This window comes from Candidatus Binatia bacterium (assembly GCA_026415395.1).
GTDB lineage: Bacteria > Desulfobacterota > Binatia > HRBIN30 > HRBIN30 > HRBIN30.
Window position 1 is genome coordinate 273862 of the sequence record JAOAHD010000002.1, and the last position, 20418, is coordinate 294279.

Here is a 20418-nt window from a genome sequence, read left to right on the forward strand (position 1 = left end):
GCGAGCGGTCCGGCAGCGCAGCTTGCACTCCCTCGCCCGAAGTTTGCCCGATTGTGTGTCCTCTCGCACCCTGCAGGCCGCAGCCGTGCACTGCGTAGGGGGCCGGCTCACTCGATGTAGCCCAAGGCCCGCAAGCGCTCCTTCGTGGCTTGGTCTACTTGATCCACAACATCTCCAGCCACACGCGCGCGTCCCTCGACCGCGGGAAGCCGGCTATAACGCCGGCGGTTTTCCAGAGCAGCGAAATCGCGACTGCCAGGGCGAAATGCTTGACGCAAAATGGTTCCTTGGGCGCCCTCGGGCAGTGGCGAGTCCACCAGAGCAAGCAAGGTCGGCAGCACGTCGAGTGGGCTTACCTCGCCCAATTTTGTTCCCGGTTGGATTGCGGGTCCGATTAGCAACAAAACGCCGGCATCCGCGGCTTCTTTGCTTTCGTGAACGCCACGAGGCTCCCCGTTGGGGTTCGCTTCAAAACCATGGTCCGACAGCACCACGAGGTGAGCGCGTTCCCCGGCCCAGGACAGCAAACGAGCCACGTAGCCATCCACAGTGTGCATGTGTTCACGCACCTCCGATCCACCAAGTCTCTCAGGATCGGCGGCGTCCCACGTCATGTGGGAAACACGGTCGAGCCCGTTGAGGTACACCAACAAAACATCTACCGGCACGATCCGCACAGCCGCGTAAGCCAAGTTCAACATTGCCCCATCGAGCATAGCCGCCTCGTTTGCAGACAGTACTCTGGGGAGCTTTTCCGCGCGCGAAGCGCCTAAACGTCCAACGAGTTCCACTGGGTATACGGCGGGGGCCTCCTTATGCGTCGTTCGTCCGTGCGTAATGGCCGAAAGGCCCTCGACTTCCGATTCGAAATAACGATCCGACACCACAAACCCACGCACCGCCTCCGGGGGGAACGAAAACCACCAATTTACCACTCCAATGGTCTTTTCGGCCTCGGATAGCATCTCCCATATTGCCGGAACTTTCCGGTCCAACGAACGAAACAACTCCCAAGCTCCTTCTGGCGTCTCAAACACGAAACCGTGCACTCCGTGTTGCTCGTGCGTGACGCCCGTAACATAGGTTGTCCAAATCGCTGGCGAGATCGCCGGCAAACCGAGATCGGAATTCCGCACAGTGCCCACCGCGCCCCTCCGGTAAAGCTGCGCCAGCGCCGGCAACTCACCCCTGGCGATCATGCCCTCCGCCACTCGATGGTCCAACCCATCAACACCAAGAACGATCAGCTTTGGTGCTGGTGGGTTCGAAAGTTTCTTCCAGACCAGCGTTGCACCTAAAAGCAGAGCGACCAATGCGACGGTGACAATTGATAACTTTCCCATCTTGAAGATGCCGGTGCGGGTAACGATTGCGGAACGCCAATGAACCGTACGTTGGTTACCTTAAGAAACTGCTTCGGCCAAGGGGTCAATTGCCGTTCACAACAGTTCATGGGGGCCTCATGGGTGCCACTTGTCCCACAAGCCTGCTGGGTCACGCAAAGAGAAGGCCGGGAGGACTTTGGAGAGTCATGAAGAAGTTCGAGAGGAACCCTGCGAGGCTTCCTACACTCGCTCGCGAACACCCGTGAATTCGGCAGCTATCTCTCGCATCATCAGATTGAAAGGCGCACAGACCTATGGGTAGTTACTCGGTAGACCGAACTATGCTCATTTCGCGTCGTCGCATCCTGTCGCCCTTGGTCTTAGCTCTGGCGGCAACGGCAATCGTGGTTCAAGCGCGAGTGTACGACTGGAAACTCGACGATGCGTACATCACGTTTGCCTACGCACGCAATTGGGTGGAAGGCCACGGCATCGACTTCAACGTCGGCGAGCGCGTGGAGGGCTACACTTGCGTTCTCTGGGTGGTGCTGAGTGCGCTCGGCCTCTGGGTGGGTTTTTCGATCGAACCGTGGAGCACTTGGCTAGGCGTTACGTTCGCTGTGGGTAGTGCGCTCGCTGCTGCTGGCCTTGCCGCAGAGTTACTGCCCGCCAACTGGCGCCGCGCTGCTGTCGGGGCAGCACTGCTGGTGCCTCTCGGGCCGCCGTTATCGTGGCGGGCTGCCTCTGGGATGGAAACCACGCTATTTGCCTTTCTGGTAACCAGTTCCTTTTGGATGCACGTGCGCACCAGCGGCCGCTCCCCTTGGGTGGGGGTGCTGGCAGCACTGGCTGCACTGACGCGCCCCGAGGGGTGGCTCCTCGGCGTGCTCCTTTCCGCCGACGCTCTCCGTCATCAAGGCCGGAAGGGTGTCGGCGTAGGGCTCGCCTTTGCTGCCATCTTTGCGCCGTACTTTGCCTGGCGGGTTTGGTACTACGGCTACCTGTTGCCCAACACGTTCTACGCCAAGGTGGGCAGCACCGCTGAGCAAGTTGCTCGCGGTTGGGTGTACTTAAAGTTGTTTCTGTGGGACTGGGGGTTGGTACTGTTACTGGCGTCGTGGATTCCATTGCTGACCACGGGCTGGCGCCCCCTCATAGGCATTTACACCTTCTTGGCTCTTTATGCGGCGTACGTGGTCTCCGTAGGTGGAGACGTGTTCCATTTCTTCCGCTTCTGGACCCCAATCGTGCCCACACTCTGCGCGCTCACCTATGCCGGAGTACTGACAATGCTGCAGCGCAGCCCGATCTGGCAAGATCGCCCGCTGCCTGCGGCCGTCACGGTGATGGCCGCCTGCTGGTTAGCCACAAGTACGGCAAAAGCGGTCTCGGCGCATTTACAGCATCGGAAAGCGGAGAATTTCCTCGTTGGAGCGAGCACCAACGTGTGCCGTTGTTTGCTGCGAAAAACCACAGCCGACGATCGCATCGCCGCGCTCGGCATCGGTGTGCTCAAGTGGTGCTCGAACCGGCACATCGTCGACATGCTGGGGCTTACCGACCTGCACATCGCACGATACAGCAAGGTTCCCATGGGCGGGGGCTTGGCTGGGCACGAGAAGTACGACTCCCGGTACGTGTTGTCGCTGAAACCCAAGTACATTTTGCTGCCCCCACTAGAGCCGCACGGGCTCAGTCTCCCCGCGCAGCGGGACATGTGGGGACAACCGGAGTTCTTGGAAATGTACCAAAAGGACGAATGCGGATACCGCCGCAAGGAAGGCGCCGAAGGGTTGCCGCCGCCTTGACCCGGGCTTAACCGAATAACAGGCGCGCCTTGGGGCCGAGTGCGCGGCGAATCAACCAAACAAAGGCAACCGACAGCATCAGCGCGCCACCGAATGCGAAAGTTCTGACAGTGACGCTGGGCCACGGAGGGGTTGGCGGCAACAGGCCGCGAACGAAAAACAGATGATAGAGGTAGATCGAGTAGGAGGCTTCGCTCAGCCAGGAAATAGGCACGACTGGTGGCAGCAACCTGCCCCAAGCCAACAGTGCGACAATCGTTGCCCAAATGAGCGAGAGCTGGGCGACGGCGCGGGAAGCGGAAAGTGTCGGTAGCTGAACAGTAAGGCCGAGTAGCGCAATCGCCGACATCGACAACAACAAGGCGCACATCAGCACGCGGGGAACTGCCCAGATCTGCGTCCTCTCTAACCATGGTCGTGCGACAATACCGGCAACGTAAAAACTGCCCCAGCGTAGCGGATTTCTAAATGCCCAGAAAAGCGAACGAACGCCAAATAACGGGTAATGTTCGAACCAATAGGTGCAGACCAGCAAGAGGATGCAAAAAACAACAAGCAGCCGGAAGGGCAGTCGCAACATGAAGGGTGTAACCAAAACCAAAGCCACAAGCACAAACACAAAGTAATACGGCCCCCAGGCGGAGGCGAATAACAGGGCAAACACCACATCTCCAATGCTACGCGCGCCACCATCGCTGAATCCGCTCAACAAGGTAATCGCGCTCGCAATCACGTAAGGGACCAGCAACCGTTGGAGTCTGCTGCGAATGTACAACGCAGGCGAAGCCACTGGACCCCGCGCGGCAAGAAAGCCAGCCACAAAGAAAAATGCGGGAACAGCAAAACGGGTTCCGACGGCCAAGACATCCAGCGAGGCGGGCCGTGCTTTCTCCCCAAAAAAGAGAAATGAGTGGATCGCAACTACCGCCACGATGGAAATAGCTCTGACGAAATCAATCTCAGGCACCCGCTGCGATTGCGAAGAGGCAGGGGAAGCTTGTTTCTGGGATCCAGGCGGACCGACCTCCAGGACTGCTGTCTCGCGCCCCGCCATGCAAAAAACCCCGCTTTGGGGGCACGCTTACACCACAACGAGGCACCACCGCAACTGTGCCCCACCCTGGCTTGAAGACACCCGCAGCCTAGCCTGGTTTTGCACGTTGTGCATCGCCGTCAACCTTCCGCTGGCCTGCGCAGCCCTGTGCGAACGGTCGATCGTCGCCGCCCAGGGAGTCAGAGCACCAACTGGTTGCGGCGCGGGAAGTACCCGCAGGTGCGGCCGGCGATCAGCTCGTTCCCGATCACTCCGCGCGCCTGGCTCAAGAGCAATGAAAAAGCCGCTGCCAAAACGCCCGGGAGCTTGCCGCAACGAAGAGTCACAGCAATTGGCCCCACCATCATAGGCACGGCGTACGTGTCGGTCTCGAACGCGCCAATTGTCGGATAGAAATCCTCCACGCGGCCGAGGAAGGGGAACTGGAACAACGCATCGTCCTCGAAATAGGAAACGAACGCACCGGTATCGAAAAACATTCGATGCCGTGCGCCAGAAATGGACACCTCGATCACGGGCAGGCCACCCACACGCTCCAAAGGAATTGCCGCGCCGGCGCAGTCGAGCACATCGCTCGACACGACCAGCTTGCCACCCACCGTGTCGAGGATCAAATCGAACCGATCGAGGACATCGACGCCGATGAGTCCGCGACAAACAACACCCACGAAGCGCCCGATGTCACTTGCCGAAACACCAAGGCCGCGAGTGCTGACCGGAAACTCCTCGCCGGCAATACGGAGTTGCGGGTCTTCGCCAAACGTGATCGGTGAGCCTGTATCCAACAGCCACAGCCCACCCGGCAAACGCACAAACCAATGCCCGTGATGGCACTCGAGCGGGAATTCTTCCACCATCGCAGCTTCCTCTCCGCCAGCCCCCGACGACGCCCGTTCACCTGTGCCGAGGAAACTCCAGTACGACGAACCCGGGCAAATCAGCAGCGTACAACACCGAACGTACCACCGGCGGGAGCAAGCGATATGCCTCGTCTCGCCCCACGATGCGCGGGTTGACGAGTTCGTGTTTCCGCCCGAGTTGCTCTACCAATCCGCGACGCGCCTTTATGAGATTTTGCGCCCAATCCACATCCCGCCCGTAGGTGAGCGGGATGACGAACCCCTTTTCCGTGCGAAAAGCCACCACCGGCGTGCGGTAAGGCCGCCCGCTTTTTCGCCCCACGTGGTGCACGATTGCCAGCGGCGGCACGACCCACGCAATCGAGCGCATGAGCGGATTCGTGAACACCCGATTCACTCGCCGCATGAAGTACGGAAAGTGCATACGCTTCGTGTACCCCGACTCGCGCCCGTGCACAAGAGGAGCGGCTTTCCCGAGCAGCGATAGGAAGCGCTCCCGCTCCAATAAAACCTGCGGCAACACCTGCAGCTTTGTCGCAACGGCGCCCCTCAGGCGATCGTCATCTTTCTGTTCGAGCGGATTCGAGGCCGGCAAAACCCACCGGAGTCCCTGTACTGCCCGGCTCCACTCCGCACCCGACAAGCGAGCATCCTTAGCTCGACGGCAAAAACGACGCCGAGCAAAGAACGACCGCCCACTTCCGCTGCTTGCAAGACCAACGCAACGCGCGGTGCCACACCGCCCGCAAAGGTACACCCTCCGCCTCGGCTCCCGCCCTTGCGCCACCGCCGGTGGCGTTGCCGAAGCACCAGTCCCTGGCGTTCACCGTTGGTTGTTGTCGACCAGGTAGCGGACTCCGGGGGGAACGGAGTCCGGACCAAGAAAGAGGGCGAACCGGTGGTCACCGCCGACGAACGAGAGGAGAAAAGGCACAGCAAAGCGAAGAGCGTAAAGGTGGGCCTCTGCCGCGCTCAGGCTCTCCGGTGTGCACTCGAGACAAAAGTCGGAAAAGGGAGAATGGGTCATGCGCTCGATTTCCACCAGCATGCGGGTGCCGGCAAGCAAGTCGTAGCCAAGCCGCGCATCGGCAAGCAATGAATCTAACGTTCCCACTTGAATCATCGTCGGTTGGTGAACGGAGCGGACCTCGTCCTGGATCGTCCGCACCACAGGGGCCAACGCTAAACCAGCGATGAATCGTGCGTCGCGAGCGAGCACCCGTAATGTCGTTAATCCTCCAAACGAATGGCCAAGCACGCCGATCCGCTCTGGATTGATGCGTCGGAACCAAAACGAATCTGGGTCGGCGTTTTCTTGTAGCATACGGTCGAGCACGGCAATGATGTCAGCCGGCCGGTTGACGAACGATTCGGCCAGCGCTGCCGGGGTCATGCACGTTTGAAATTCCGATGTCGTGTTCCCCGGGTGCGGGGGGGCGGCGACGATAAAGCCCCAAGTGGCCAAGCGGCGCACGAGAAAGATCGACTGCCGATCGAAGCCGCAGGATCCATGCGAAAACAGCAACAAGGGTAATGGGGCATTCAGGTCGGGGGCAAACGGGGCGAGGGCTTGTCCGCCGGGCATGCTGTCCGACGGAAAAGTTCCTGGAGCAGCCGGATACCACACGCTGGTCAGCAAGCGCCGAGATTCGCCGGCTCGGGTTTCCGACGGCTTAATGACATCGATCCGGCGGAAGCCCGTGCCATACGGACCGTCCTCGGTGGGATTCTTGTGCCCCAACACTTTGCCCACAAGGTCTGCGGCCGTCGCGCGCCCGTCGGCATTCGTATCTCCAGCCGCGTCGCCAACCACGGGGCGAAAGATTTGGCTCGCTGTGTACGCAACGCTCGCTTCGCTGCCTGTGGCTCCCCAGAAAACGAGGAACAAGACAAACGGAGCGTGTTGCGAACTCATTCTCCTTTGGCACATGATTCTCACTTTGCGCCAACTCGCGCTCGCAAGCAAACACGCGCAAGCGCTGCAGCGTTGAATCTCCTGGGTGGCAACTGTATGCGGTGCGGAAATGAATCGGCCGGTCACCATGGAGAAAATCGTGAATCTCGCCAAACGGCGAGGCTTCGCCTTCCAATCGAGCGAAATTTACGGCGGTTTAGCGAGCTGTTGGGACTATGGCCCCATAGGCGTCGAGTTAAAGCGTAACGTTAAAGATGCTTGGTGGCGTGACATGGTTATGCGCCGCGCCGACATCGTCGGCATCGATTGCTCCATCCTTATGCACCCGCGGGTGTGGGAAGCCTCCGGACACGTGGCGGGCTTCACCGATCCGCTGGTGGACTGCAAGCTTTGCAAGGAACGGTTTCGGGCGGACAAACTCATGGATGCGCAATGCCCGCGCAAACCATCGAAACACCCCGGCGAATGCGAGGGGGAACTGACGGAAGCACGTCAGTTCAATCTGATGTTCAAAACCTTCATGGGTCCGGTGGAAGACACCGCCAGCGTCGTCTTCATGCGCCCGGAAACAGCGCAAGGCATTTTCGTCAACTTCCTCAACGTCCTCCACACTTCGCGGCAAAAGGTTCCCTTCGGCATTGCGCAAATCGGCAAGTCGTTTCGCAACGAAATTACGCCCGGCAATTTTCTCTTCCGCACCCGCGAATTCGAGCAAATGGAGATGGAATTTTTCGTGCGTCCGGGCGAGGACGAGAAATGGTACGAGTACTGGCGGGAGGAGCGCTTGCGCTGGTACACGAAATACGGCATTCGCCGCGAAAATTTGCGCCTGCGCGAGCACGCTCCCGACGAACTGGCGCATTACGCCAAAGCGTGTGTGGACGTGGAATACCACTTCCCCTTCGGCTGGTCGGAGCTCGAAGGCATTGCCAACCGCACGGATTTCGATTTGCGTCGCCACGCTGAGTACAGCGGCAAGGATTTGAGCTACTACGACGAGGAAACCAAGGAGCGCTTTTACCCCTACGTGATCGAGCCGGCAGCCGGAGCCGACCGGGCAACGCTGGCGTTCTTGGTTGACGCATACGACGAGGATGTTGCCGACGGCGAGCCACGCGTGGTGCTGCGGTTTCATCCACGTATCGCGCCGGTAAAAGTTGCCGTGTTCCCCTTACTCCGTAAAGAAGGCCAGCCGGAGAAGGCCATGGAGATTGCGGATCTCTTGCGACAGCACTTCACGGTGCAGTACGACCAGTCGGGTTCCATCGGTCGCCGCTACCGGCGGCAGGATGAAATCGGCACTCCCTTCGGTGTTACCGTGGATCATCAAACGATGCAGGATGGTACGGTTACCTTGCGCGACCGTGACACCATGCAGCAGGAGCGCATTCCGGTGGAGCGTTTGGTGGAAGAACTCAAGAGGCGGATCGAGGTATGAAGAAAAAGGGGAGCAAGCAAGGCAAGAAAACAACTCGCAGCCTGAAAACAGCCGGGCGGAAAAAAACCAGTGCAAGAACCGTGGCCGGGAAGAAGGTAGCCGCGGCGCGCCAGCGCCGGGCGCGCGCGCACCCACGGGCTGTGGCGGCGCTCGACCGCGCCCAGCCCTCGCCTCCGTTAGCGAAAACCCGACCGCAACCGAGCAAAAAGCCGCGCTACGTGTACTTCTTTGGCGGCGGGCGCGCTGACGGCAATGCGCAAATGAAGGATTTGCTCGGCGGCAAGGGGGCCAATTTGGCGGAAATGGCTGGGCTCGGTTTGCCGGTGCCGCCAGGGTTCACGATCACAACCGAGGTCTGCACTTACTACTATGCACACAACCAAACCTACCCGCCTGGCTTGCGCGAGGAAGTGGAACGGGCGCTCGCTCATGTAGAGCAGCTTGTCGGTCGCCGCTTCGGAGATCTGGACAATCCGTTGCTCGTTTCGGTGCGCTCGGGCGCCCGCGCCTCTATGCCGGGCATGATGGATACAGTGCTCAACCTCGGCCTCAATGACAGCACCGTGCAAGGCCTCATCAAAATGAGCGGCAACGAGCGCTTTGCTTACGACGCCTACCGCCGTTTCGTGGCGATGTATGGCGATGTGGTGTTGGGGCTCAAGCCGCAGTCGAAAACCGAGATCGACCCCTTCGAAGCCATCCTGCAGCGCAAAAAGGAGCAGCGCGGTGTGCGCCTCGATACCGAGCTCACCGCTGCGGATTTGCGCGAGCTCGTGATGGAGTTCAAACAGGCGATTCGCGACCGCCTGGGCGTGAACTTTCCCGAGGACCCGCAGGAACAATTGTGGGGCGCGATCGGCGCTGTGTTTCGTTCTTGGATGAACGAGCGCGCCATCGTCTACCGCAAGCTCAACAACATTCCGGAAGATTGGGGCACGGCGGTCAATGTGCAGTCGATGGTGTTCGGCAACTTGGGGGAAGATTCCGGCACCGGCGTGGCCTTCACGCGCGACCCGGCCACGGGGGAAAACGTACTTTACGGCGAGTTCCTGATGAACGCGCAAGGGGAAGACGTCGTCGCCGGTATCCGCACGCCCATTCCGATCGCCGCGCTCGAACGGGAAAACCCGCGCGCGTATGAGCAACTCCTGCAAATTCGCCGCATTCTCGAGCGCCATTATCGCGACATGATGGACATCGAGTTCACCATCGAGCGCGGCAAGCTGTACATGTTGCAGTGTCGTGTCGGAAAACGCACCGGCGTGGCGGCGCTGCGCATTGCCGTCGACATGGTGCGGGAGCGCTTGATTTCCGCCCGCGAAGCGTTGCTTCGAGTAGAACCCGAACAACTCGAGCAGCTCTTGCGTCCGACCTTTGTCCCCGCAGCCAAACAGCAAGCCATTGCCGAACATCGCCTCCTCGCCAAGGGGCTGAACGCTGGCCCTGGGGCGGCAACCGGACGCATCTACTTCCACGCAGAAGATGCTGAAGCCGCCAAGGCGCGGGGAGAAAAAGTGATTCTCGTGCGCATCGAAACCTCACCGGAAGACATCCGGGGGATGGCAGCGGCCGAAGGGATTCTCACGGCGCGCGGCGGCATGACCTCGCACGCCGCGCTGGTCGGCCGGCAAATGGGCAAGGTGTGCGTGGTGGGCTGCGAAGCTTTGCAAATCGACTACGCCGCCGGAGAAATGCGCGTCGCCGGCACGCCGCACGTTCTGCGCACGGGCGATGCCATCGCCATCGACGGCACAACCGGTGAGGTGTTCCTCGGGGAAATTGCCACACAGCCGAGCGACATCGTGCGCGTGCTGGTGGATAAGACCCTGGCACCGAGCGACTCGCCGCTGTACGAGCGTTTTGCGCAGCTCATGCAGTGGGCCGACCGCGAGCGCAAACTCGGCGTGTGGGCCAATGCCGACCTTGCCGAACAATGCGCGCAAGCAGTGGCGTTCGGGGCGGAAGGGATTGGGCTCTGTCGCACCGAGCACATGTTTTTCGGCGAAGGCAAGATCGGCCCGATGCGCCAAATGATTTTGGCGGAAACCGCCGAGGAGCGGCGCGCGGCGCTCGCCAAGCTCTTGCCGCTTCAGCGCAGCGACTTCGAAGGGATCTTTCGCGTGATGCGCGGCAAACCCGTGACCATCCGCACCCTCGATCCGCCGCTGCACGAATTCCTACCGCATGACGAACAAGGTCAGCGTGAGCTCGCGGCGGAAATGGGTATCCCGTTCGAGCGCGTGCGCGCGCGTGTGGAAGCGCTGCACGAGTTCAACCCAATGTTGGGCTTCCGCGGTTGCCGGCTTGGCATTGTGTATCCCGAAATCACCGAAATGCAGGCACGAGCAATTTTCGAAGCTGCAGCGAATGTGGCACAGGAAGGCATCCCCGTGATGCCCGAGGTGATGATTCCGTTGGTCGGACACCGAAAGGAACTCGAGCTGCAAGCCCAAGTGGTGCGGCGGGTGGCGGAAGAGGTGTGCCGCGAACGGGGCGTCAAACTGCGGTACCACGTCGGCACCATGATTGAAGTCCCGCGCGGTGCGGTGACGGCCGACGAAATTGCTCAGGAAGCCGAATTTTTCTCCTTCGGGACCAATGACCTCACGCAAATGACTCTGGGGGTGTCGCGCGACGATGCCGGGCGTTTTTTGGTCCGCTACGTGGCCGATTTCGAAATCTACCCGCGGGATCCGTTCGAGTCGCTTGACGTCGCTGGCGTCGGCGCACTGATGCGGATCGCTGTGGAAAAGGGCCGGCGGGTGAAACCCAAGCTAAAGATCGGGATCTGCGGCGAGCATGGGGGCGATCCGGCGAGCATCAAGTTTTGCCACGCTCTCGGGTTGGATTACGTGTCGTGCTCACCGTTCCGCGTGGCCATCGCTCGGCTAGCCGCTGCTCACGCGGCGCTGACCGGCGCACAAGCGCGCGCTGGCGACTGAACCTGGGCACGCTCTGGAATCCCGCTGCGACTGATGGTCAGACGGCAACCCCGGGCGCGAACGGTTAAACGCACGGGGATCGAAGGCGTCACCGTGCGGGGCTCGACGCGCGTCGTGGGCATTGTCGGAGATCCTGTCGCGCACTCGCTATCGCCGGTGATGCACAATGCCGCTTTTGCCGCACTCGGGCTCGACTGGGTATACGTGGCTTTTCCAGTAAAGGCCGTTGGGCTCCGCGCCGCGCTGCGTGCCCTGCCTGCTCTCGGCATTGCTGGGGTGAATGTCACCGTGCCGCACAAGGAGGCCGCGTTGTCGATCGTTGACGAAGCTTCGCCTCTTGCACAGCGAGTGGGCGCTGTGAACACCATCGTGGTGCGCGGCAGCCGTTTGTGGGGAGAGAACACCGACGTCTTCGGCGTCCGCCAATCGTTGCGGCGGCTGCGGTTGCGCGGTAGCACGGCGGTAGTCATCGGCGCAGGCGGCGCGGCGCGCGCTGTTCTCGCGGCACTCGAGCAAGCCGGTGTGCAACGGGTGGTGCTTGCCAATCGCACCCTGGCCCGCGCCCAGGCATTGCGCCGCCGCTTTTCGACGGGGGAGTTTATCGTCGAAGCGCATCCGCTTGCAGCGCTGCGCAACCCAGCTTCGTTGCAGCACGCGCGGCTGGTGATCAACACGACATCGGTGGGCTTGCACGGCGAGCCGTTCCCGCCAATGGCTATCGAAGCCACCCCGCCGAATTGCCTGTTCTTCGATTTGATTTACGGGCGGGAAACTGCCTTTTTGCAGCAGGCGGCCCGCTTCCGACGCCCGACGCTCGATGGCGTGGAGATGCTGCTGCATCAAGGGGCCGCGGCGTTCCGACTGTGGACCGGGCGCCGTCCGCCTTTGGCAGTGATGCGGCAAGCCTTGCAAGCGGCAATCCTGCATAGGTGAGGGATCAAGGCGCGGTAGCGCACCGGCACCTCGGGCGACGCCTGCGTTGCTCCGAGGAAACGCCGCAAGGCCCCACCGCCGTTCGCCATTACATTGGCGGGCAGCCGGACAGTGCGTGGCTTACGGCGAGCAAGATCTCGTCGATCGTCACGCTGCCGTCGCCATCCTGATCCATTGTGGGGCATTGCGTGACCGGCGCCTCACCGAGCGCGGCTCGCACGCCGGCGACGATTTCGTCCACAGTTACGGTGCCGTCGCCATTGCAGTCGCCGCCGCAGGCCGCTGGCGGCGCACCAGGCACCTCCACGATCATTTCCCGTGGCCAGCCTAGGTTCCCGGCTTCATCGCGCAGCCGGACCTTGACGATGGTTCGCCCCGGCCGAAACGCCCATGCCGAGGACATGACTGCGCAGAACTGCACCGTGCTACGGGGAGAGACGAAGTGGTCGGAACCATCGGGGAACGACGTGCAGGCAAAATCCGCTTCGTCGCGGCCAAGCGGAGCTCCGGTCCCGTCGTCTACCCGGCAGCCGAAGTCATTGACCACGCGGATGACACCTTCCAAATCGAGAAATTCCAGCGACGGAGTGGCGGGAACGCCGCCAACCGTCGGGCGCCGCGTGTCGCACAACACAGGGCTTCCGTCACCTAGAGGACGCGACAAGAGAACTTGCAGGTCCGGCCAGCCATCGTCCACAAATGCGCGCAGGCCTACAGGTGCGCCGCTGCGACCGGGCCGGCCCTCGACAACAAAGAAAAAGCCGCTGCCTTGGGAAACTCGGTAAATCGGGCGGCCTTCGCTGTCGTATTCGTCGGGCGCGAACGGCCGCCCATCGGCGCGGGCCAAGCCCAAGTAAGTCAGCTCTGGTCCTGCCGGGCACGTCGGGGCATCGAAGGCAATCCAGTATGGCTGGTTCTCCGGCTTGCCGCAGCTACTCACGAGCAAGGTATACTGGCCAGTCACAGGCGCCCGCCCGCTGAGGCGACCACCACAGGAATCACCGCGCGTCAGTGGCGTGCCATCCGGTTGAAACAACCGCAAGCGCATACGTTGCTCGCCGGCGCGCGGGAGCCCTTGCCCCGCCCACACGTCGATCTCGTCGCCCGCGCGCGCAAAAAAGCTGTACGCGTGGGTTTCGCCCACGGTCGCAAACCGGCGCACGAAGGGTACGGTGCCACAGGGGAGCGGCTCGCTGCAGTTACCCGCGCCCGCGGAGACCACCGAGGCGGTGATCACGAACGAACCACGATCGCGGCCAAAGCAATCGGAGACCTCGATCTCGACATCCTCGTTGCGTCGCGCCTGAACGATGGCGGACCCAGTGCAAGTTGTTCCGCGGCCCACTTGCAGCTTGAGCAGGTCCAAGGTTCCGGAAACATCGACCGCATCGACCACCACCACGCTGTCGGCAGCTTGGGGCAAGAGAACGTAAGAGCGTTCCTTGCCGCTGTCCCGGTCCAACGTGCCGACCACGGGCTGCCCGCAGGCGAGGGGAATGGCATCGTCAGCAACCGCTGCCGAGGCCAAGGCAAACGCGGCCGTCCCGGCAGCCACGAAGCATAGAGCGACGCGTTGGCCGAGGCGCGCAATCCTCCCCTTCGGAAGTAAAGGTCGGTTTAACGAAAGGCGTCCTGTTCCACCCATCCTTCGGTGCCATCAGGCAGCGACACCCGATACCATTCTCGCTCCTCGCTTCCAACCGTAACGGCATCACCGCGTCGCAACGTGGCCACCACTTCGGCCTGTGGATGCGGCTCGCGGCGTACCAGCGCGGTGGCCGCGGATACTCTGATTGGTTGCTCGACGACCACCGCGCGGGTCCTCCGCTCGGGTGCGCGCGTCACCTGCCAGCTCCCGATTTGCACGCCCACCACCAGCAGAACGCCCGCGGCCAGCGCCCAAGACAACACTGGTCGCGGGGGGAGCGGTAGGCGGACACGCCGAGCAAGGGTTGCTGCAGGCGCGTCCGCCACCGCTGTGGCAGCCGCACGGTGGGGGGTGGCTGCCACCTGCTCCACGATGTGCGGCGGCACCGCGATGCCGCCGGCACTCTCGAGTTGCCGCAACCGCTGGCGTGCGAGGGCCAAGGCACTCAAACAGGCATCGCAGTGCTCGAGGTGATGTTCGACCGAGCCCGCGGTTTCCTCATCGGCCAAGCCCAAGCCGTAAGCCAGCAAGCTTTCTTCCTCAGGGCAGCTTTGCTCTCGTTCAAGCTCCATCGTTCACACTCCTCGCTCGCGATCTTTCGGCAGGGGTTCGAGTGCGCCGAGGTGGCGGGCCAGTTCTTTGCGCACGCGCAAAATTTGCGAGGCTACGTTGCCAATCGTCGTGCCGAGCAACCGGGCGATTTCCTTGTACGGTGTGGTCACTTTGCGGCGCTGGAGTTGTTGCACGAGACGTTGCCTTTGTTGTTCGCGCCATTTGAGTTTGCGTTCGAGCTCGCAACGCTCGGCGGCAATTTTTTGCGCGGCTGGTGAGCCCGGGGCCGCGCCTGCGGCATCGGCCTCGAGACGGGCCAAGCGACGCCGATACAAACGCATCCAGCCTTGGATCGATTCCAACTGATCGTCCAACCGGCGGAGCATGGTTTCACGTTCGCGCACGATCGCCCGCAGCCGTTCGATCTCGTCGATCACCCCGCGCAGCGTCTGGCCGCTCGCCTTCGCCAAGTAACGCAGCTCCTCCGGTACGAATTCTGCGTCCTCCACGTGCAACAGCTTCAGCACAATGGCTCTTTGCAGCGGTAGTTTGGCGAGCGCCTCTTCCCACGATGGCCGTGCACCGTCCTCAGCCGGTGCATCGGCAGCGAGTTCGGCAGCGAAACCGCGATCTTGCTCTGCCAGCGAATCCAGCGAAACCGTTTCCAGCGTGCGCTCTCGCCGCTTCCATTCCAGTACCAAGTGGTCGAGCACGAAGCCAGCCAGGTAACTGCGCAAGGGCACCTTGCCAGCATACGTGCGCAGGCGCCGGAACAAACGCCCGTCTTCAAATGCGAAGAGGTAAAAATCGCCCGCTTCTTCCGCCGGCACGCGATAGGCGCGTATGGGAAACGCATAAATGAGTTCGCCGAACAGCTCTTGGAATTGCCGCACAGCGGCGCCGTCCCCGGCGATGCAGCGTTGTACAAGCGCTCGGTCCTCCTCCCAGGTTGTTTGCCGCGGCATGTTCTCCCCACCGTGTAGCCACCGACAACTTAGTGGCAAAGAGAGGCCGCGCCGCCGCGCACCTTGGCCTGCCCGGCCCTCTTCGCGTTGCATCCGTACTGCCTGCGTGCTTAGCACTCCCACTCCCTCGCTGGCCTCTCGAGTATTGGCAAGACAGTAGGATGCGGGAAAATCTTCTTTTATTGCCCCGACCCTCACCGCCGGTGCAATTTTCTCTCGACTTTTCTCGCCTTGGAGCGTGGTTCTCTTCCTTCCTTTCCTCGTACCGATCGCGGTGCTCGGCGGGCTGCTCCGCCAGGGGCCGCGGGTGGCGGCGTGGTCGCTTGCCATTGAGCACGTTGCTGGTTTGGTTCGTTTGTCACGCATTGCCTGGCATCGGTTGGCTCCTGCTGGCTGGGGCGCAAACTCCGACCGGGGGCAGAGGGGCGCAGCTCTGGGTGCTTGCCGTTGGAGTCGGGCAATATGCACAGCCCGAGTTGCGCCTGCGATTTGCGGCGGGCGACGCGCGTGCGGTGGCGTCGGCGTTGGAAAAACAAGCCGGGGGCCCGTTGTACGAGGCGGTCCATACGCGGGTGCTCGTGGATGAGCAGGTTACGCGCGAGTCGATCCTCGAAGGCATGGTGCGCTTTCTTGGGCAAGCACGCCCGAACGATGTGGCAGTGCTGTTCCTCGCTGGCCACGGCGTCCAGGATCGCTCCACTGGCAGCTACTACTTCCTGCCCGCGCCTGCCACACCCGCGAACTATGTGAGCACGGGTTTGCGCATGACCGACCTCGACGAAATGCTCCGCCTGGTGCGGCGCAGTGCGCGTGGCGTCGTGGTTATGCTCGACACCTGCCATGCGGGCGCACTGCGCGTAGCCGCCCCGCAACTCCAAGCGCTCGACGATCCGGCCGCTCGCTTGAACGCGGGCGAGGGCTTTTTCCTGCTCGCGGCCAGCAAACCAGGCGAAGAATCCGAGGAGCGGTCCGACCTCGGCCACGGCGCGTTCACTTACGGGATTTTGCGGGGACTCGCGGGCGCCGCCGACGCTGACCACAACGGCGAAATCACGGTAACGGAGCTGTTCGGCTACGTCACCCGCACGGTGGCAGCGATCACTGCGGAACGGCAACACCCGTACTACAAAGTCGAGGGCACTGACTTCAGCTTTGTTGCCGTGCGCCCGGGCATGGCGTCGCTGCCCACACCCGCATCGGTGGGTCATGCGGATCGCCCGGCCTCTACCGGGCAAGCCGAGGCCAACTCAGTGGCAGTGATGACGTTCCAAAATTTACGGTCAGACCCGGAGCACGACTGGGTGGGAATTGCGCTGCGCACGGCGTTCAACACCGAGCTCAGCAAGGTCAAAGCGTTGCAAGTCTATGCTCCGGAGTTAGTCGATCGGGCGCTCGCTCAGCGCGGGGGGGATTTGCTGGCGGTGGCGCGTCAGCTCGGCATTGAGCGCTTGATCACCGGCTCGTTCAGCATCGTCGGCGGTGAAATCCGCATCGACGCTCACATCGTTTACAGCCGCACCGGGTTGCAAGAGGGCTCCGACAGCGTGCAGGGTTCGCTCGACGACTTTTTCACGTTGCAAAAGCACCTCGTTTACAGCTTGCTTCGCCGCATGCACGTGGCGGCACCGAGCGATACGAGTGGCGGCGAGAAAACCAGCCTCGATGCCTTGCGACTGCTGCTGGAAAGCGAAGGAGAAATCGAAGTTCCTCCGGAACGGGTCCCTCGGCCATCGCCGACGCGCCCGCGCCCCGCGCGCAAAACGAGTTGGTTCGACCTCTGGCCACCGGTGTCGCTGGTCTCTTTGGCATGGGCCGAGGAGCCAGGGTCGGCCGAGCAGGAAGCGGTGGCCCTCATCGAGCGCTACCGGCAGGCGCTCGTGAGCAAGGATGTCGAAGCCTTTGCCCGCTTGTACGTCGACTTCCCGACGCAGCGTCGCGCCACGTTGGCGCGCTACTTCGAGAACGCCGTGGACTTGCGGGTGGAGATTGACGACGTGCGTGTGGACAAGCAGGGCGAGGACGTGGTGGTTTCCTTCCTCCGGCGCGATCGTTTTGTGGACCGCGAGAGCGGCAAACCGATTACCCTGGAGGTGCGGCTCACCCGCCGGCTCGTGCGCACACCGCGCGGCTGGCTCATTGCCGGCAAGCCGTAGGAGCAGCCGATGCGGCAGCGTTGTGGCAGCCAGCCCCGCCCGCGAGCGCGGCGAGCAATCGCAGCGAGCGCTCGGCTTACGAGCGTGGTGGTCCTGGCGCTGTGCGCGGGCTTGTCCTTGAGTGCGTGGGCTCAGCCGCTCAACGAGCGCATCCCCTCGCTCTTCGGCGGCGCGTTTCGCACCTCGATTACTCCCCTCGCCTTTAACGACGTGCAACAGCCGCGCGTGGCCGATCAATTTCGCGCCCTCTCGGCTGCACTCGCCACAGCCCGTGCCCAAGTGCCCCCGCCGTCAGCCACCGGCGCCTTCCGCTTCGAGTTCGACGACGCTTCCGAAAGCTATGTGCGGCGAGCGCAAAGCTTAGGGCCGAGCTTGGCGGAGCGCGCCACCACGCTCGGTGCGCGCACCATCTCGCTGGGCTTTTCCTACACCCGCATCGACTTCGACACCCTCGAGGGATCCTCGCTCCGCCACCTGCGCAGCGTGCAACCGGCGCTGTCCGCCGGCTTTCTCGAACAATTGCCGGAAGAGGATCGCCTCCGGGCCGCGGACAACTTGTTGGAGACCAATCTCGACTTCCGGCTCGGGTTCGACTTGTGGTTTCTCACCGCTGCCTACGGACTGACGGATTCGATCGACGTCAGCATCAGCCTCTCGCTGGCGCGCGCGCGGATGAAAGCGGATGCGCGCGCCGTGATCCGCGACCCCAACGGCGACGGCGGAGTGTTTTTCACCGTCGATCAGCGTGGCGTGGTGGTGGACAACCTCGGCACTTGTCCGGGGGAATTTTTGTGCGCTGTCGACCACTTCGATGCCAACGCCTTCGGTACCGGCGACATTTACTTGCGCAGCAAATGGCATGTCGGGGAATTTCGTTGGGCCGACGTGGCGCTGGCGCAAGTGACGACCTTGCCCACCGGCCGCGCGTCCGACCTGCTCGGCTTTCGCGACCCCACTTTTACGCCCTGGTTGATTCTCTCCAAGCAAGTCGGCGATTGGGAGCCCCACCTGAACTTGGGCTACGCATTGCGCAGCCGGAAGGATGTAAGTCAGGCACAATGGATTGCCGGGGCCGACTGGCGTGCCGCCCCCTGGCTCACCTTGGCTGTGGACTTCCTCGGCTTCCACGACGACTGGCGCGATGGCGTCAATGACAACGTGTTCCAGAGCGCGCTCGGTTTCAAAGCCAATCCGTTCGGCCAGTGGGTCGTCGGGGGCAACGTGCAGCTTCCCCTCAATCGCGATGGCCTACGCGCCGATGTGATTTACTCCGTCCAGTTAGAGTACGCCTGGTAACTGCGCTTGCGCCCGCTAGGTGCCCCTCGCTAACCGTAGTGAGGATTCGTTCTGGAGGAACGGGCAGAAGTATGATCATCGTGATGAAAGCCGACGTCGACCCGGACTCGGCCGCGGTGCGGGAAGTCGTCAAAGTGGCCGAGCGTTACCCCGAAGTGCGTGCGGTGGTGCGCAAGATCCAGGGTGCAACGCGCGTGCTCACCGAAGTCTACTTGCTTGGCCCCACAACCTCGATTCCGGTCGAACCCTTCGAGGAAATGGAAGCCGTGGAAAAGGTGATCCGCATTCACGAAAAATACCGCGCCATCGGGCGGCACGAGGGCCAAGCCGAGGTGGTGGGTTTCGAATACAACGGGTTGCAGTTTACCCAGGACACATTCCATGTGTTCGCCGGCCTATGTGCGGTGGACACGCGGGAAAATGTGGAGCTCATGTTTCGGGCGCTGCGCGATGTCGGACTCACGACCACGCGGGCGGGCGCATACAAACCGCGGACGAGTCCTTATGACTTCCAAGGCCACGGCAAGAACTGCCTACCCTACGTATTCGAATTGGCGGGCAAATACGGCATCAAGATTATCGCGATGGAGGTTACGCACGAGTCGCACGTCGACGAAATCCGCAACGCCCTCGCTGCGGCTGGCAACCCCACCGGAGTGATGTTGCAAATCGGTACCCGGAATGCGCAAAACTTCGAGCTACTCAAAGCGGTGGGCCAGCAACAGGATTTCCCCATCCTGTTTAAGCGCGGCATGGGAATTACACTCGATGAATCGCTCAATGCGTGCGAATATCTGGCCACTGGCGGCAACCACCGGATCGTGTTTTGCCTGCGTGGGATGAAAACGCATCTTGGCGACCCGCACCGGAACTTTGTCGACTTCGCGCACGTGCCGGTGGTCAAACGCCTGACGCGGCTCCCCGTGTGCATCGACCCCTCGCACTCCGTAGGCAAGAAGGCCATGGCGCCGGACGGAATTTTGGACATCGCGCACGTGACCGCGCAGGGGATCATCGCTGGCGCGAATATGGTCTTGGTGGATTTCCACCCACGGCCCGAGGAGGCACTGTGCGACGGGCCGCAAGCGCTCTTGCTCTCGGAACTTGAGCCGTTTTTGCGCGACGTCGAACTGGTGCGCAAAACCTACCTCGAACGGCTGCGCATTTACGCCCACGCGGAAGTTGCCCCGCGCGCCACGGGAACCGCGTAAGCATCAACACCCAAAGGCGTTCTGCATTTGCCCGCCGGGAGCGGGAATTTCCGCACCCCCATGGGTTCCCCAACATTCACCCGACGGGTAAAGGCAGGCCTTGCACCAGCTCCGCGTGGGGTAGCGCGGGCTCACGGCCACATGAGAAGTCGCGATACTGTGTCCGGCGAAAACCGGGGATCAAGGGTTGCCCCTACAACCCGACGGGGGCGTCGCTGGCGACGTAACGCTGGGATGTCTTGGGACCATTCGTATGGCAGTGAAAGGCTGACCCGATCGATGGGAGCCCAACCGGCACCGAAACTGCGTCCGCTATTC

15 protein-coding genes are annotated in these 20418 nt (G+C 62.1%); 7 read left to right on the plus strand and 8 right to left on the minus strand.

Features of this window, described 5'->3' with window-relative positions:
* Window positions 1-107: 107 nt before the first annotated feature.
* A complete protein-coding gene (locus N3C12_01730) occupies window positions 108-1343 on the minus strand; it encodes an alkaline phosphatase family protein (protein MCX8071160.1) in 1236 nt (411 codons plus the stop codon).
* A 296-nt stretch (window positions 1344-1639) separates the two neighbouring features.
* Here N3C12_01730 and N3C12_01735 point away from each other — a divergent pair, with 296 nt between their 5' ends.
* Window positions 1640-3133, plus strand: coding sequence for a hypothetical protein (locus N3C12_01735; GenBank protein ID MCX8071161.1), 1494 nt, complete (start codon window positions 1640-1642; stop codon window positions 3131-3133).
* Window positions 3134-3140: 7 nt separating this feature from the next.
* On the opposite strand, the gene N3C12_01740 is transcribed toward N3C12_01735, so the two are convergent.
* From N3C12_01740 to N3C12_01755, 4 genes are all read right to left on the minus strand, one after another.
* Window positions 3141-4100: an acyltransferase gene (locus tag N3C12_01740; GenBank protein ID MCX8071162.1), complete on the minus strand. Its 960-nt coding sequence runs from the start codon at window positions 4098-4100 to the stop codon at window positions 3141-3143.
* A 266-nt stretch (window positions 4101-4366) separates the two neighbouring features.
* Window positions 4367-5044 (minus strand): hypothetical protein, encoded by a 678-nt coding sequence (locus N3C12_01745; protein MCX8071163.1) that lies wholly within the window; start codon window positions 5042-5044, stop codon window positions 4367-4369.
* A gap of 37 nt (window positions 5045-5081) precedes the next feature.
* Window positions 5082-5690, minus strand: a complete 609-nt coding sequence (locus N3C12_01750; protein ID MCX8071164.1) for a nitroreductase family deazaflavin-dependent oxidoreductase — start codon at window positions 5688-5690, stop codon at window positions 5082-5084.
* 180 nt (window positions 5691-5870) lie between these two features.
* Complete coding sequence (locus N3C12_01755; GenBank protein ID MCX8071165.1) at window positions 5871-6962, minus strand: prolyl oligopeptidase family serine peptidase; 1092 nt, start codon at window positions 6960-6962, stop codon at window positions 5871-5873.
* Between the two features lie 109 nt (window positions 6963-7071).
* Here N3C12_01755 and N3C12_01760 point away from each other — a divergent pair, with 109 nt between their 5' ends.
* From N3C12_01760 to N3C12_01770, 3 genes are all read left to right on the plus strand, one after another.
* Window positions 7072-8400: a glycine--tRNA ligase gene (locus N3C12_01760; protein MCX8071166.1), complete on the plus strand. Its 1329-nt coding sequence runs from the start codon at window positions 7072-7074 to the stop codon at window positions 8398-8400.
* Window positions 8397-11342: a pyruvate, phosphate dikinase gene (ppdK, locus tag N3C12_01765; GenBank protein MCX8071167.1), complete on the plus strand. Its 2946-nt coding sequence runs from the start codon at window positions 8397-8399 to the stop codon at window positions 11340-11342. Before N3C12_01760 ends, ppdK begins: the two co-directional genes overlap by 4 nt.
* 93 nt (window positions 11343-11435) lie before the next feature.
* Window positions 11436-12275 carry a shikimate dehydrogenase gene (locus tag N3C12_01770; protein ID MCX8071168.1) on the plus strand — a complete coding sequence of 280 codons (840 nt, stop codon included), beginning with the start codon at window positions 11436-11438 and terminating at the stop codon, window positions 12273-12275.
* 88 nt (window positions 12276-12363) lie between these two features.
* On the opposite strand, the gene N3C12_01775 is transcribed toward N3C12_01770, so the two are convergent.
* The 3 genes from N3C12_01775 to N3C12_01785 form a co-directional block, all read right to left on the minus strand.
* Complete coding sequence (locus N3C12_01775) at window positions 12364-13830, minus strand: hypothetical protein (protein MCX8071169.1); 1467 nt, start codon at window positions 13828-13830, stop codon at window positions 12364-12366.
* A 62-nt stretch (window positions 13831-13892) separates the two neighbouring features.
* The gene (locus N3C12_01780; GenBank protein ID MCX8071170.1) at window positions 13893-14495 is read right to left on the minus strand and encodes an SH3 domain-containing protein; all 603 of its coding nucleotides are present in this window, start codon (window positions 14493-14495) and stop codon (window positions 13893-13895) included.
* A gap of 3 nt (window positions 14496-14498) precedes the next feature.
* Window positions 14499-15440, minus strand: coding sequence for a hypothetical protein (locus N3C12_01785; GenBank protein ID MCX8071171.1), 942 nt, complete (start codon window positions 15438-15440; stop codon window positions 14499-14501).
* A 323-nt stretch (window positions 15441-15763) separates the two neighbouring features.
* On the opposite strand from N3C12_01785, the gene N3C12_01790 reads away from it, so the two are divergent.
* The 3 genes from N3C12_01790 to N3C12_01800 all read left to right on the plus strand — a co-directional run bounded on the left by N3C12_01790 (window position 15764) and on the right by N3C12_01800 (window position 20100).
* Window positions 15764-17593, plus strand: coding sequence for a caspase family protein (locus tag N3C12_01790; protein ID MCX8071172.1), 1830 nt, complete (start codon window positions 15764-15766; stop codon window positions 17591-17593).
* A gap of 9 nt (window positions 17594-17602) precedes the next feature.
* Entirely contained in the window at window positions 17603-18889 is a 1287-nt protein-coding gene (locus tag N3C12_01795; protein MCX8071173.1) for a hypothetical protein, read from the plus strand.
* A 71-nt stretch (window positions 18890-18960) separates the two neighbouring features.
* A complete protein-coding gene (locus N3C12_01800) occupies window positions 18961-20100 on the plus strand; it encodes a 3-deoxy-7-phosphoheptulonate synthase (protein MCX8071174.1) in 1140 nt (379 codons plus the stop codon).
* Window positions 20101-20418: the final 318 nt, after the last annotated feature.